Source organism: Affinundibacterium flavidum (assembly GCF_014284175.1).
GTDB lineage: Bacteria > Pseudomonadota > Gammaproteobacteria > Burkholderiales > Burkholderiaceae_D > Undibacterium > Undibacterium flavidum.
Genome location: NZ_JACOGA010000012.1, coordinates 93970 through 107164, shown reverse-complemented (window position 1 = coordinate 107164; position 13195 = coordinate 93970). Strand labels below are relative to the sequence as shown.

Here is a 13195-nt window from a genome sequence, read left to right as displayed (position 1 = left end):
TTAGAAATTAATTACCCGCGCTAAAACCCAACTTACGCATAATTTTTTCCATCAAACACCATTGCGTCAATCCGCTCTGAAAAATATTAACACCGATAAATGCTGTAAATGCCAACCACCATTGGTTGATAAAAACCGGACTAGCCGGAGCACCCAGTGCCACACTAATCAACATTAATACACCGGCGACGATACGCACCATTTGCCATGAAGTCATGTTATTTCTCCTCGACGAAAGTAACAGTATTGATAATAATTAACAATCAAAAAAACAAAAATCAAGCAACGCGATCACGCTTATTCCGCACATGCATATTTCTTGTGGTAAGCCGTGAAGTACAACAAAGGAATCACGACTAAAGTGAGCAAAGTCGACACAAAAATACCGAAGATCAAAGAGATCGCCAAACCATTAAAAATCGGATCATCAAGAATAAAGAAAGCGCCCATCATCGCCGCTAAACCTGTGAGGGCAATCGGCTGCGCACGGGTGATAGCGGAATTCACAACGGCCTCTTTGAACGCAATACCCGCTGCGATTTGCACATGGATGAAATCAACTAGCAAGATAGAATTTCGAACGATGATACCCGCCAAGGCGATCATGCCTATCATGCTAGTGGCGGTGTACTGTGCCCCCAATAATGCATGGCCAGGCATCACGCCAATAATAGTCAAAGGAATCGGCGCCATGATAATCAAAGGCGTCAAATAAGAACCAAACTGGGCGACCACCAAGAGATAAATCAACACTAAACCCACTGCATAAGCCGCGCCCATATCGCGGAAAGTTTCATAGGTAACTTGCCACTCACCATCCCATTTCAAACTAAAGCCGCGATAAGGATCTTGCGGTACGCTGATGAAAAATTCTTCTAACTTACCACCATCAGGCATCGTCAATTTGGCGATCTCGCTGCGCATACTGAACATGCCATACAAAGGGCTATCAATCTTGCCCGCCATATCGGCGACCACAAAATTCACGGGCAAGCCATCTTTGTGATACAGCGGTTGTTCGCGCAACGTATCGGTCACGGTCACAAGCTCACGAATCGGCACGATACCACCTTGTGCATTTTTCACACCCAGCGCCAATAAGGTATCGAGATTGCCTTGGTCACTCACAGGTAAATGCAAATTCGCCGAAACCGGATACTTACTCTCATCATGTAAAAATGCTGCTGCATCACCCGCCAAACCTGCGCGTAAAGTCGCAACAATATTCGTTTGAGAGATACCGAGTTGCGCTGCCTTTTTACGATCAACGATCAAAAGCTTACGCGGTGCATGCAAGATGCTGCTGTCATCCACATCGACGATGCCCGCAGTTTTTTCAAAAACCGCGCGCACTTGCTTAGCGGCCTGACGACGCTCAACATCACTAGCGCCGTAGATTTCGGCAACGATAGGCGCCAATACTGGCGGACCTGGTGGCACTTCTACCACCTTCACATTCGCCTCAGGATCGATCTTTTTCGCCAACGCTTGCAATTGCGAACGTACACGCGTGGCAATTACATGGCTCTTGTCTGAGCGATGATGTTTATCAACTAAATTGACTTGAATATCGCCAACTTCACCACCGGCACGCAAATAATATTGACGTACTAAGCCGTTGAAATTGATCGGTGCAGCTGTTCCCGCATACGCCTGATAGTCGCTGACCTCGGGCACTGTCTGCAAATAATTACCTAACTCACGCAACACTGCCGCGGTCTTTTCTGCGGGCGTACCGGCTGGCATATCGACAATCACCTGAAATTCGGATTTATTATCGAATGGCAGCATCTTCAATTGCACCAATCCCAGCACAGGCAAGGCGATCGACAGAGCGATCAGCGCCGCAACGCCAAGCCCGAGCTTTTTGCGTTTTTTGCTACCGGATTGCGTGTCCAAAAAGGGTTTAAATATCTTTTGAAATGTTGGTGCTAATTTAACCGCCAAGCCATCGCCTGCATGATGTCCTTCTTTCATCCAGATGCGCGCTAACCACGGTGTCACGATGAAAGCAATGGCGAGCGACAGCAACATCCCCATACTGGCATTAATAGGGATAGGGCTCATATAGGGACCCATCAAACCGCTGACAAAGGCCATAGGCAATAAGGCGGCGATGACAGTCAGAGTTGCAAGTATCGTTGGGCTGCCGACTTCATCGACCGCGCCGGGAATAATTTCCGCTAAGGTTTTATGCGGAAACAGGGCTTGATGTCTGTGGATATTTTCTACCACCACAATCGCATCATCAACCAAAATCCCGATAGAAAAAATCAACGCAAACAAGGACACGCGGTTGAGTGTAAAACCCCAAGCCCAAGACGCAAACAAGGTGACAGTCAAAGTCAAAATCACAGCGCTACCAACGATCGCCGCTTCACGCCTACCAAGCGCGATAAATACTAAAGCGACTACCGACATGGTGGCGAATAAGAGTTTTTGTATCAGCTTTTTCGCTTTGTCATCGGCAGTTTGACCGTAGTTGCGGCTGACCGATACTTCGACATCGGCCGGAATCACGGCATTTTTCAATACTTCAATTCGTTGACTAACAGCATTTGCCACATCGACCGCATTTTGCCCTGGCTTCTTGGTTACTGCGATCGTGATCGCTGGGTATTCAGCCGCATCCTTACCCGTGGTGCCGTGCCATACATAACGACTAGCAGGTAATGCACCATCTTCTATCTTCGCGACATCTTGCAAGAAAACAGGTCGCTTATTTTTCACTGCAACGACCAACTCGGCAACACTTTGCGCATCACGCAAAAATGGCCCCGCTTCTATTGCCACGGTTTGATTTCCGGCGATCAGCTCGCCACTAGGCAAACCCAAATTTGCGGCACGCAACGCGCCTTGCAAATCCATCACGGTCAATCCATTCGCCGCCAATTTTGTTGGGTCTAGTTCGATATTAATGGCACGTCCCGGACCACCGATGCTGACTACTTCACGGGTACCTGCAACTCGCTTAAGGTCCGCTTCTATACTATGCGCAACCGTCTCCAATGCAGCCGATCCTGTGTCGGGATTTTTACTCCATAAAGTTAAAGAAACGATAGGCACATCGTCGATGCCTTTTGGTTTCACGAGGGGCTCCAAAGTACCGAGATTGGCAGGCAACCAATCGCGATTACTATGGATGGTGTTATACAAACGAACCAGCGCTTCGGTGCGCGGCACACCGACTTGAAATTGTACCGTCACAATCGCCAGACCTGGTCGCGATACCGACATCACATGCTCGACATTCGCAATTTGGCTGAGCACTTGTTCCGCCGGAATACTGACCATTTGCTCAACATCTTTCACCGATGCGCCGGGAAATGGAATCAAGACATTCGCCATCGTGACATTGATTTGTGGCTCTTCCTCACGCGGTGTGACTATGACTGCAAACAAACCGAGTAAGAAAGCCACAACCGCCAATAAAGGCGTGATTTGTGCCGATTGGAAGAAAGCAGCGATACGGCCAGAAATACCCATAGTCTTATCAGAATTGGACATGTGAGCTCCCTATTTCTGTGCGCTGATTTTGCTTGCTTGCGCAGCCGCCAAAGGATCTATCGCAACTTTTTCACCCGCTGCCACGCCGCTCAAAATTTCCTGCTCATTTGCGATTTTCGGCCCCAGTTTTACTTGTCTCAGCATTGGCTTAGCTTGCGCATTGATCACATACACCGCATACAATTCTGCGCGACGAAATACTGCGGTCGCTGGCACATACACTCGCGTTGCGGTAGGATTTTTACCTGCGACATCGGCATCGGTGCCGACGTTGAACGCCAGATTGACGCGAGCGAATAAGCCGGGATTCACAGCTTGCACATCGTTAGGTAAATCAAAGCGCACTTGTACCGTATGCGTAGCGGCATCCGACAAAGGCAATATCGTCATAGCATGCGGCTTAACGAAGCGTTGGGCGCTGGGCAAGGAGGGAAATTCAATCATCACATTCTGCCCGACCTTTAAGCCCGCGATTCGCGCTTGTGGCACGGTGACGATCACGCGCAAATCTTTGGGGTCATATACCGTCATGATCGGTTTTCCCGGCATCACCATTTCACCAATTGCGGATGGCATGTCAGAAACGATGCCGTCATACGGGGCGTTAATTGTATAGAATCCGGATTGCGTTTGGACTGCGCCAGCTTGTGCAATCTGTGCATTCGCCTGAGCGCTGGCAGATTTGAATTGCGCTAATGCACGGTCTAATTGTGCCTGGCTGATGTAATTTTTTTCGAATAATAATTTCTGCCGGTCATAGTCTTTTTCAGCGACCGCCAGATTCGCTTTGGCGGCATCAACTTGTGCCTTACTCGCATTAAATTCCTGCTGTGCAGTGCGTGCATCCATACGCACCAGCAATTGCCCTGCTTTCACGGTATCGCCCGCCTTTACTGGCAGTTGCACGATAGAGCCAGAAATTTGCGCTGAGATCACCGTATTTCTGACCGCCTCGACCACACCATCCACACTCAAAAAAGCATCTGCGTGGGTGCCGCGTGCCGTTGCAGTTTGCAGCGCAGATGTGGACGCTACTGGCGTTTGTGCATATGTATTGACTTGCGCCAGCAACATTGCACTGAGCGCTACTAACTTGATCAAATCCGATGACCAAGGACTTAAAAGCTTGCGTGACAAATTGACGGACAAGAATAACTGCATGGATGAGTGCAAGGATGAACGCATGATAGGAACTCCAAAGAATTAGTGCCTGTGAACTTCAGGACAAAATACGACACATGGAATAAATTAATTTTCAATAGCACGCATAATATACCTATTTGCGCAAATGCGCAAATAGGAGATAAAATGCGTGCGCAAATAGACAAAAGTTTATGCCAGGGTTTATCATCATGACTTCAATTACGCGGACAGGATCAAAAATGGAAGGCTTATCTGAACTCGCCTTAGACCATGTGGCGCAGTATTTCTCAGCGCTTTCTGAGCCTACCAGGTTAAAAATCCTGAATAATTTACGTACAGGAGAAATGAATGTAGGCGACTTGGCGACGGCATGTGATTGTTCACAAGCAAACATTTCTCGTCACCTGTCGACACTGGCAAAACACGGTATGGTGATACGCGAAGGACGTGGTACTGCGGTGTATTATCGGATTGCAGATGAATCTATCTACGCGCTGTGTGACCTGGTGTGTGGCAATGTCGCACGACAACTCGAAGCTCAGGCGTCCTTGTTAGGATCCTTAGCGCCCAAGAAAAAATAACGGTACGGGACTATTCAAGCTCACATCCAGCTAATCTTTTTTACAATTGCAAACATCCGTGCCGCGATCAAATACGATACGCCACACGCCGGATGATTCGAGTCGCCAGATTGAACTGAAATTGGCGATGAGTTTGCCATTCGGATCACGCACGGGTCCAACACTGATCGCCAGATTGCCGCTGTCCAAGACTTCAACTTCTCCCGATTCCCATGAAAACGGTGCTTGCTCGGAGCTGTAAAACCTGCGCCAAGCTTCTGCCACTTCTTGCTTGCCCCGTAAGACCTTGCTTCCCGAAAAAAATATCGCGTCCTCGGCTAAAAAACTGACGAAACTTGCATGATCACGTTGTGCCATGCTTTTAGCAAAAGCGGTTTCGGCTTCTATCACTTGCTGTTTCAGCAGTTTTAATTGATTCGCGTCGGCGGCGTATGTATTGAAAGTTACGCTGAACAATACATACAGGCTTAACAAGAGAACCCGGTATCTAGGGTCTGTTGACATATATTTTAGGCAAGCGAATGCGCGCAAATGGGCACAGGGCTAGGCGCAAGCTGCGCGGTAGTGCGGGCACTATAAGCAGATTGCAACAACGCCATGTGCCCATTTGAGCCATTCCCGGAGGGTTTCACTCAAAACGCACGATGGACAGCGTTGCATCTCTTGCTGGGGCGCCCAGCCGCAGCGGCGAGATGCGCCTTGCCATCCTGCGTTTTGAGTGAAACGCTTGACTAAAATATATGTCAACAGACCCTAGATTGGCATCCGAACTTGATCTTCAATAAAAAATTTTCCATGATTATTTTTCCTAAGGTCGATCGCAATTGACAATCTGATTTCTGAAGAGCGAACTTGCGTACTATCTATTTGAGTAAAATTGGTGCCGCTCGCCAGCGTAAAAACTCCTCGACTGGCATAGGTTTCGCTAAGTAATAGCCCTGCACATAATCGCATTGCAAATCTTTCAGCAAGTTCCATTCGATCGCGGTTTCTGCTCCTTCGGCGACCACCGACAATCCTAAGCGATGCGCCATTACGATGGTAGATTCTAGTAACACGGCGGCGTCGCTACCGGCGACTACATCGCGTACAAATGAACGGTCTATCTTTAACTCTGCAACAGGCATTTTTTGCAGATAAGCGAGAGATGAATAGCCAGTACCGAAATCGTCTATCGATAAACTAAATCCAACGTCGCGCAAGGCGTGCATGATTTGTAGTGCCGCATTTGGATCGTGCATGGCTGCACTCTCAGTCACTTCAATTCGTATATCGCTTGCTTGTGCACCTAGCTCGGCACATAAATTCTGTAAATCAGCCACAAAACCAGGCTTATTTAAGTCGACCGCTGAGACGTTCACAGAGATTTGCAAGGCTGATCCTTGCGCACGTAAGTCTGCACTCAGACGCATAGCGCTGACAAAGATCCATTGCGTGATCAAGACGATGCGCCCGGTTTGCTCAGCAAATGGGACGAATTCTATAGGCCCGACCAAGCCACGCTGCGGATGCTGCCATCGTACTAAGGCTTCTGCACTATCGACCCGCCCACTCGCAAAATTGAATTTCGGCTGCAGAAACATGCGCAATTCGCCCTGCTCTACCGCGCGATTGAGCTCTGACAATAAGCCCAAGTCAGCGCGTCTGGCGCGTTCAAAATCTGGGTGATAGTGCATCCATTGTTGATGTTGCTGACGCGCGCTTTCCAAGGCGAGCTCTGCACGGCGCAATAGCTGCGCCATATCGAGCTTGCCGTCTTTCTGCGACTGATCCGTGTCATCCGTGCTGGCGATCCCGACTGATAAACTGAGATCGACTAATTGCCCGTGTTCGTCAATTGGTTGCGCGAAATCACGTTCTATACTTTGTTTCAGCTGGGGTATTGAATTAATATCCGGCCATAACAAACAAAATTGATCTGCATGCAGGCGTCCCACTTGGGCGCCAGAGAGCACACCGGACAGCGCACTCAGGCGATTACCGGCAACCACTAATAATTGATCACCGATTTGTGGCCCTAGCGTCGCATTAATCGCCCGAAACCGGTCTATGTTCAAAACTAGCACTGCCAGACTTTGACCTTGCTTGAGCATAGCTTCCCCAAGGCGACGTATCATTTCGCGATTCGCCAAACCGGTCAGCGCATCGTAAGACATGAGGCGCACAGCTGCTTGTTTCAACTCTAAAGTTCTGAGTGCTAGCGCAATACAGAACAACAGCGGCAAGACTAAATCCGAGGTCACGCCAAATAAACTACTTAGTGATTCACTGACAATGAATTTGGCAAATAGTGGGATCGGCCATAATCCAAATAATTGATAAGGCGCCCAGAAAATGAACAACATGCAGTTGCTCAACAAGAGTATGCCAGCAGAACGATTGCCACCGCGCCAGGCAATCCAACATCCACAAAACAATACCGGATAAGTCAGAAATAGTATGAGAGAAAAATTGATGCTTTGACCTAAGGGTGCATCTAATAACCAAAGTGGGATTTCTAACAAAAATAAAACTGCCGTCCACTTTGCCAAGCGATTTAAGCGTGGTGCAAAATGAGCAAAGTCCGCGATACGGGCATACGCCAGCATCCACACTGCATTGATAATCGGATACATAAGTCGCGATACCAAGCGTGCCAAGTCGAACTGCGCTGTGAGTGAAAAGATCAAAGGCTCAAAGGGATTAAATACCCGGATCACGACACTCAAAAAGAGATAAGCCGACATCCAGGCATAGGCGGTATCTTTCAAGGTAATGCCAAATGCCAGACAAACAAAAGCGGTAAGCAATACAGCCACCGCGACCGCCAAACTGATATTGCTTTGCTGGCGATTTTGCTCCATCAATTGCGCGACTTCAGCGGACTCAACTTGTACTCCATTAGGAATAATCAAGCCGCCGGATCGCGTGGCAATTCTGACATACAGAGGTAGACGCCATGCAGGATCTACAGCGAAAATCATGTGATTCAAACTCAATACACCAGCAGCATAATCAGGCGATGACCTACTCACCTGATTGTTCAATGCACTCTCTGGGGACTGCTCCAGAATGCGCTCACCTTTGGCAATCAAATGAAACTCTGCATCAAATAAATCCACATTTGCCCAGCCATTCGAGATTACCAATTGCTGCGGCGCACGGGGAACTTGCTGCAAGCGAATCCAGCAATGCGCATACTGTGGATTCAAACGCATACTGCCATCTACGGCGCTTTGCCAAGAAATCGACTGAATATTGACGGGCGCAGGTTCCGATGCAACGGCCTTATTTGAAGCCGTCGCCATTCCCGGTAATTCGCCACACCAATAATCAATCGGCAAAGCATTCGCGCTACAAGCATGACTGAATAAAAATAGACAGAAGATCGCCAAGCTTTGCCATGCCGCCAATACATGATGATGCGCAAATTTCCGCTCGCTCAGAAACCTAGATTTGCCTAACCGATTCATCCCACGTTTTGACATAGACGATCACTCTCACAGAGTTTAGACGCTTTTAGCGTCATTCAAATCAAGTCCAAGTGCTTTCACCATAGATTGCATCATAATCAGGAACGGCAAAAGCTTCTACCCCAACTGCCTTTAAAAAATACAGTTTGCCGATGTCGCGATCATTTTCTGTGTGCACAAACCACGCAGGTTGAAAGCGTGCCGGAAAATCCTTGTAATACTTAGCCCGTTCTATCAGCAACCAACGCAAGAACACTTCATTCTCAGCCAAGCCCAAACCAAGGATTGCCAACGGGCGATGAAATAAGATCTGCAGCCAAGTGTTCGCGCCATCCCAAGCGTGTATTGCGCCACCCGCAGATAATCGGCCACTGCCCTTGTGCAGACGCACGCGCGCCCGTTCAACCGAGCCCATGTAGTGTGTCAAACCAAGTCGTATGCTGCGATGATATTTCTGCATACCATTGATGTGCCAAATGCCAAATCCTGCGCAAGGCTCACTTAATTCCTCGGTCGAAAAATATGCTTCCCAAGGATAAAAATCAGTGAAACTGGCGCCTTTGCCGATAAATGCTTTGCCACCAATCGCGTCGCTTAAGCACTGTTCAAAGTTGGTCGTCAATACAGGACTTGCATGTTTCTGAGCCCATGCCATCACATAAGCATGTTGCGGCATCGCCCGCCAATCTGCCATCAAATCGCAAAATTGCTGTTGCAAGCCCGGCGTCTTTTTCGAGCTTGCTTGTCCACGCAAACCTAGATCCAATACGTCGTAAAACTCGGTAAGCGACATTCCCGGCGGTAATTGTTTGCCGAATTCTGGCAGATGCTGTTGCGCCAATTGTGTCAACAAAGCATCCCAAGAGTTATTGCTGGCATGGCTGTTATAGCGATTAATGCCGTTGCCTATCAAGAGTGCCAGATCTTTTTTGTGACGGCTAAGTAGTGTTTTTAATTGCATAAATATTTAAGTAAATAACTTCTCAAATTAAAAACTCAACTTTACATCAACAACCGACCAATCAGTAAATTGCTTTGATTAAAAAACTGATCGCTACACCGCAGAGCAGTGCCGCAAAAATTAGTTGCACAGTCATCGAATCTAAGCGATTCGCAATTTTTCGACCGTAGGCGACTCCAATCACGGATGCAGCCGCAAACACGGTCGAAAACAATATGGGTAAATGTATACCATGTGAAACTGCGGATGTGACCGCAACAGCCCCTACCAAAGCGATCACCATCAGCGAAGTGGCGGCGGCACTTTGCATGCTTAAATTCGAAAAATGGCGCAACAAGGGCACGATAATAAATCCACCACCAACGCCCAATAAACCGGTAGCGAATCCCGCGCAGGCACCAATCAGGCCAATGATCGCAGCGGTCGCCCAACTCCAGTCAAATTTACCCGTTTGCTGATTGACCATCGCCATCGCATCGGTTCTGACCGCTGCACTGGCTCCTGCCCTTGCTTGTAAAACTAAGCGCATCACGACAATCAACAACACCGCAGCAAACGCCAACATCAACATTTGTTGAGAAAGCTGGCTCGCGACGAACACGCCTAGCGAGGTCATCGGTGCGCCTGCCACTGCCATGAGCAATGCCGCTTTGTAACGAACCTGGTGCCGACGTAGTCCGTCAATCGCACCAATCAGAGCGCCCAGGCTCACTGCTAGCAAGGCCACTGGCATTGCTTCCTGCATAGTCCAGCCTTGGCTATATACCAAGGCAGGTACAGCCAGCATGCCACCACCAGCACCGGTTAAGCCCATGATCAAGCCAACCGTAATGCCAATCATGATCACTAACAATATCGCAAATAAACTCATTGAATAAAATTCGTGCACATAGTACGACAAAGAAAATACGACAAAGAAAAACAAGGTGCCACATTATGTGCCAAATCAAATCAAAGCGGAACGACTGTGGTTTCGCACGCAGATCTAAGAAATCTGCTTGCGTTCGAGTTCTGGTTTGCTATGATTGAGCATCACTATTTAGTTGACACCGAAGCCGCATGAAACCTCAGATACAAAGCTTTTTTGACCCCAACACCTGCACCATCACTTATCTCGTGTACGACGAAATCGGCGGGCACGCAGCGATAATTGATCCGGTGCTAGATTACGATCACAAATCCGGCCGTACCAAAACCCACTCCGCCGATCTGGTGCTGCAAGCGCTGCAAGACAAACAATTGCAACTCAGCTGGATCTTAGAAACCCATGCACACGCTGATCATTTTTCGGCTGCGCACTATTTGCAAACCTGCGCAGGTGGAAAAATCGCGATAGGAGCGCATATCCATCGGGTGCAAAGCGTTTTCAAAAAGCTTTTCCATCTCGAAGCAGAGTTTGCGGTTGATGGTTCGCAGTTTGATCATTTGTTTGCTGCAGATGACATTTTTTCGATTGGAAAATTACAAGCAAAAGCCTTGTTCGTGCCAGGACATACGCCGGCCGACATTGCCTATCAGATCGAAGATGCGATCTTTGTTGGTGACACCATGTTCATGCCCGATGTGGGCACGGCGCGCTGTGACTTTCCTGGTGGCGATGCACGTATGCTATTTGAATCGATTCAAAAATTGCTAGCATTGCCCGATACTACACGGCTCTTTATGTGCCACGATTATCCGCCTAACGGTCGCGCAGTCAGTTTTGAGACGACGGTCGCCGAACAGAAACAGAAAAACATTCATGTGCATGCAGGCATCAGTGCCGACGACTTTGTCGCCATGCGCAATAAACGTGACGCAGGTTTAGAAATGCCTTTATTAATTTTACCGGCAGTACAAATTAATATCCGCGCGGGGAATCCACCGCCGCCCGAAGAGAATGGAGTCAGCTATCTTAAAATTCCCCTAAACGGACTTTAAAGCGGACCTTATAGCAGACTTTAAGCGGACTCTAAGCGACTTAGGCAAGTGCATTTGAATGTCGCACTTGCTCGCGTTTCCACGTGATTTTCTAGGGATTGTTTCATCTTTTTTCACCGCAACACCGAGCAACAATGAGCAACATTCACCAAGCTGGAGAATAAAATGAAAATCAACGTAGGTAGCACTGATCGTATTATTCGCATCGTCGCTGGTGTATCACTGATCGCCGCAGCTGCGACTGGCTATATTGGTATGTGGGGATATCTCGGCATAGTGCCCGTATTGACAGGCACTTTCCGTTTTTGTCCGGCTTACTTACCATTTAGTATTTCCACTTGCAGCAAAGACTAAACTGTACACCCGCAAACCCTATCATGACTTCACCACTCAATCAAAGCACACCGTCACAGCCAATACGCCGCGTCGCCATCAGCACAGGCGGTGGCGATGCGCCAGGCTTAAATGCAGTCATCCGCGCGGTCGTACTATCAGCACTACAACGCGGTTGGGAGTGCTTCGGTATTCGTGAAGGATTCAATGGGATATTGCGTCCAGATCGCTTTCCAGTTGATGGTGTCTTTGCACTCAACAAAGATCATGTGCGCGGCATCAATCATTTAGGAGGCACCATACTCGGCACCACCAATCACGGCAATCCTATGCGCTTCGTGGTGACTCAGCCAGATGGCAGCCAAGCTGAAATTGATCGTACAGGTGACATCATCAGCCATCTACGAGCAATGCAGATTGATGCTTTAATTTGTATCGGTGGCGACGGCACACTCACAATCGCCCACGCCTTGCATCAACAAGGTTACGCGCAAGGTCTGCGCGTCATCGGCGTTCCTAAGACTATCGATAATGATCTAGACAAAACTTACACCACCTTTGGTTTTGATACCGCAGTGGCATTTGCAACGGATTGCATCGATCGTTTGCATAGCACGGCTGAAAGTCACAGACGGATTATGGTGGTCGAAGTGATGGGACGCTATGCCGGTTGGATTGCACTACATGCAGGGATGGCAAGTACCGCACACGCGATTCTCATTCCAGAGATTGCTTATGACGTAGAAAAAATTGCGCAAAAAATTCAAGCAAGGACACAGGCCGGTCGCCATTACAGCATCGTGGTGGTGGCAGAAGGTGCGCAGCCAAAAGATGGTCAGCGCTATCTGGAAGAACAGGCGCAATTGGGCGGTGTAGAGCGCTTAGGCGGCATCGGCGAGCAACTCGCTCATCAGTTAGAGGCCATCACAGGCAAAGAGGCGCGTGCTGTCGTGCTAGGTCATTTATTACGTGGCGGCAGCCCTACCTCCTTTGATCGATTATCCGCCATGCGTTTTGGCGCTGCAGCTGTGCGGGCTTTAAAAGAAGGCTACTCTGGGATTATGGTGGCGCTGGCATTTCCTAATGTAAATTATGTGAATCTGGATGAAGTGGCTGGACGCATGAAGGGTGTTCCACTCGATGGCGATACCTTGCAAACTGGACGTGATATCGGTATTTGCTTTGGTGATTAGATTTGTGGATTAAGCCGTGTTCGATTTAACTTGGTCAGCTTGTTTGGATCAGCTTGTTTGGATCAGCTTATTGAGCTCGATATGTTGTGCTAGTTTTGTGAAACG

The 13195-nt window shown here is 48.5% G+C and carries 11 protein-coding genes; 4 read left to right on the top strand and 7 right to left on the bottom strand.

Annotated features, from left to right (window positions below; all coding sequences use genetic code 11):
* Positions 1 to 7 precede the first annotated feature (7 nt).
* The 3 genes from H8K55_RS13930 to H8K55_RS13920 all read right to left on the bottom strand — a co-directional run bounded on the left by H8K55_RS13930 (position 8) and on the right by H8K55_RS13920 (position 4692).
* On the bottom strand, positions 8 to 217 hold the full coding sequence (locus H8K55_RS13930) for a YgaP family membrane protein (protein WP_186942665.1): 210 nt from the start codon (positions 215 to 217) through the stop codon (positions 8 to 10).
* Positions 218 to 297: 80 nt separating this feature from the next.
* Positions 298 to 3507, bottom strand: coding sequence for an efflux RND transporter permease subunit (locus tag H8K55_RS13925; protein ID WP_230408622.1), 3210 nt, complete (start codon positions 3505 to 3507; stop codon positions 298 to 300).
* A gap of 9 nt (positions 3508 to 3516) precedes the next feature.
* Positions 3517 to 4692: an efflux RND transporter periplasmic adaptor subunit gene (locus tag H8K55_RS13920; protein WP_186942664.1), complete on the bottom strand. Its 1176-nt coding sequence runs from the start codon at positions 4690 to 4692 to the stop codon at positions 3517 to 3519.
* A 197-nt stretch (positions 4693 to 4889) separates the two neighbouring features.
* Here H8K55_RS13920 and H8K55_RS13915 point away from each other — a divergent pair, with 197 nt between their 5' ends.
* Entirely contained in the window at positions 4890 to 5231 is a 342-nt protein-coding gene (locus tag H8K55_RS13915) for an ArsR/SmtB family transcription factor (RefSeq protein WP_186942724.1), read from the top strand.
* A 30-nt stretch (positions 5232 to 5261) separates the two neighbouring features.
* On the opposite strand, the gene H8K55_RS13910 is transcribed toward H8K55_RS13915, so the two are convergent.
* The 4 genes from H8K55_RS13910 to H8K55_RS13895 all read right to left on the bottom strand — a co-directional run bounded on the left by H8K55_RS13910 (position 5262) and on the right by H8K55_RS13895 (position 10515).
* Positions 5262 to 5735: a YybH family protein gene (locus H8K55_RS13910; protein WP_186942663.1), complete on the bottom strand. Its 474-nt coding sequence runs from the start codon at positions 5733 to 5735 to the stop codon at positions 5262 to 5264.
* Between the two features lie 359 nt (positions 5736 to 6094).
* A complete protein-coding gene (locus H8K55_RS13905; RefSeq protein ID WP_186942662.1) occupies positions 6095 to 8698 on the bottom strand; it encodes a putative bifunctional diguanylate cyclase/phosphodiesterase in 2604 nt (867 codons plus the stop codon).
* Between the two features lie 46 nt (positions 8699 to 8744).
* Entirely contained in the window at positions 8745 to 9644 is a 900-nt protein-coding gene (locus H8K55_RS13900; protein ID WP_186942661.1) for a hypothetical protein, read from the bottom strand.
* 61 nt (positions 9645 to 9705) lie between these two features.
* On the bottom strand, positions 9706 to 10515 hold the full coding sequence (locus H8K55_RS13895; protein ID WP_222612477.1) for a sulfite exporter TauE/SafE family protein: 810 nt from the start codon (positions 10513 to 10515) through the stop codon (positions 9706 to 9708).
* Positions 10516 to 10703: 188 nt separating this feature from the next.
* Between H8K55_RS13895 and H8K55_RS13890 the strand changes: the two genes are divergently transcribed.
* The 3 genes from H8K55_RS13890 to H8K55_RS13880 all read left to right on the top strand — a co-directional run bounded on the left by H8K55_RS13890 (position 10704) and on the right by H8K55_RS13880 (position 13090).
* Positions 10704 to 11564, top strand: coding sequence for an MBL fold metallo-hydrolase (locus tag H8K55_RS13890; protein ID WP_186942660.1), 861 nt, complete (start codon positions 10704 to 10706; stop codon positions 11562 to 11564).
* A gap of 165 nt (positions 11565 to 11729) precedes the next feature.
* Complete coding sequence (locus tag H8K55_RS13885) at positions 11730 to 11918, top strand: YgaP family membrane protein (protein ID WP_186942659.1); 189 nt, start codon at positions 11730 to 11732, stop codon at positions 11916 to 11918.
* A gap of 23 nt (positions 11919 to 11941) precedes the next feature.
* Entirely contained in the window at positions 11942 to 13090 is a 1149-nt protein-coding gene (locus H8K55_RS13880; protein WP_186942658.1) for a 6-phosphofructokinase, read from the top strand.
* Positions 13091 to 13195: the final 105 nt, after the last annotated feature.

Excerpts from the sequence above, each read along its gene's own strand:
- H8K55_RS13895 (WP_222612477.1), bottom strand. The coding sequence starts at position 10,515 with ATGAGTTTATTTGCGATATTGTTAGTGATCATGATTGGCATTACGGTT.
- H8K55_RS13905 (WP_186942662.1), bottom strand. The coding sequence starts at position 8,698 with ATGTCAAAACGTGGGATGAATCGGTTAGGCAAATCTAGGTTTCTGAGC.
- H8K55_RS13910 (WP_186942663.1), bottom strand. The coding sequence starts at position 5,735 with ATGTCAACAGACCCTAGATACCGGGTTCTCTTGTTAAGCCTGTATGTA.
- H8K55_RS13930 (WP_186942665.1), bottom strand. The coding sequence starts at position 217 with ATGACTTCATGGCAAATGGTGCGTATCGTCGCCGGTGTATTAATGTTG.
- H8K55_RS13925 (WP_230408622.1), bottom strand. The coding sequence starts at position 3,507 with ATGTCCAATTCTGATAAGACTATGGGTATTTCTGGCCGTATCGCTGCT.
- H8K55_RS13880 (WP_186942658.1), top strand. The coding sequence starts at position 11,942 with ATGACTTCACCACTCAATCAAAGCACACCGTCACAGCCAATACGCCGC.
- H8K55_RS13920 (WP_186942664.1), bottom strand. The coding sequence starts at position 4,692 with ATGCGTTCATCCTTGCACTCATCCATGCAGTTATTCTTGTCCGTCAAT.
- H8K55_RS13900 (WP_186942661.1), bottom strand. The coding sequence starts at position 9,644 with ATGCAATTAAAAACACTACTTAGCCGTCACAAAAAAGATCTGGCACTC.
- H8K55_RS13885 (WP_186942659.1), top strand. The coding sequence starts at position 11,730 with ATGAAAATCAACGTAGGTAGCACTGATCGTATTATTCGCATCGTCGCT.
- H8K55_RS13915 (WP_186942724.1), top strand. The coding sequence starts at position 4,890 with ATGGAAGGCTTATCTGAACTCGCCTTAGACCATGTGGCGCAGTATTTC.
- H8K55_RS13890 (WP_186942660.1), top strand. The coding sequence starts at position 10,704 with ATGAAACCTCAGATACAAAGCTTTTTTGACCCCAACACCTGCACCATC.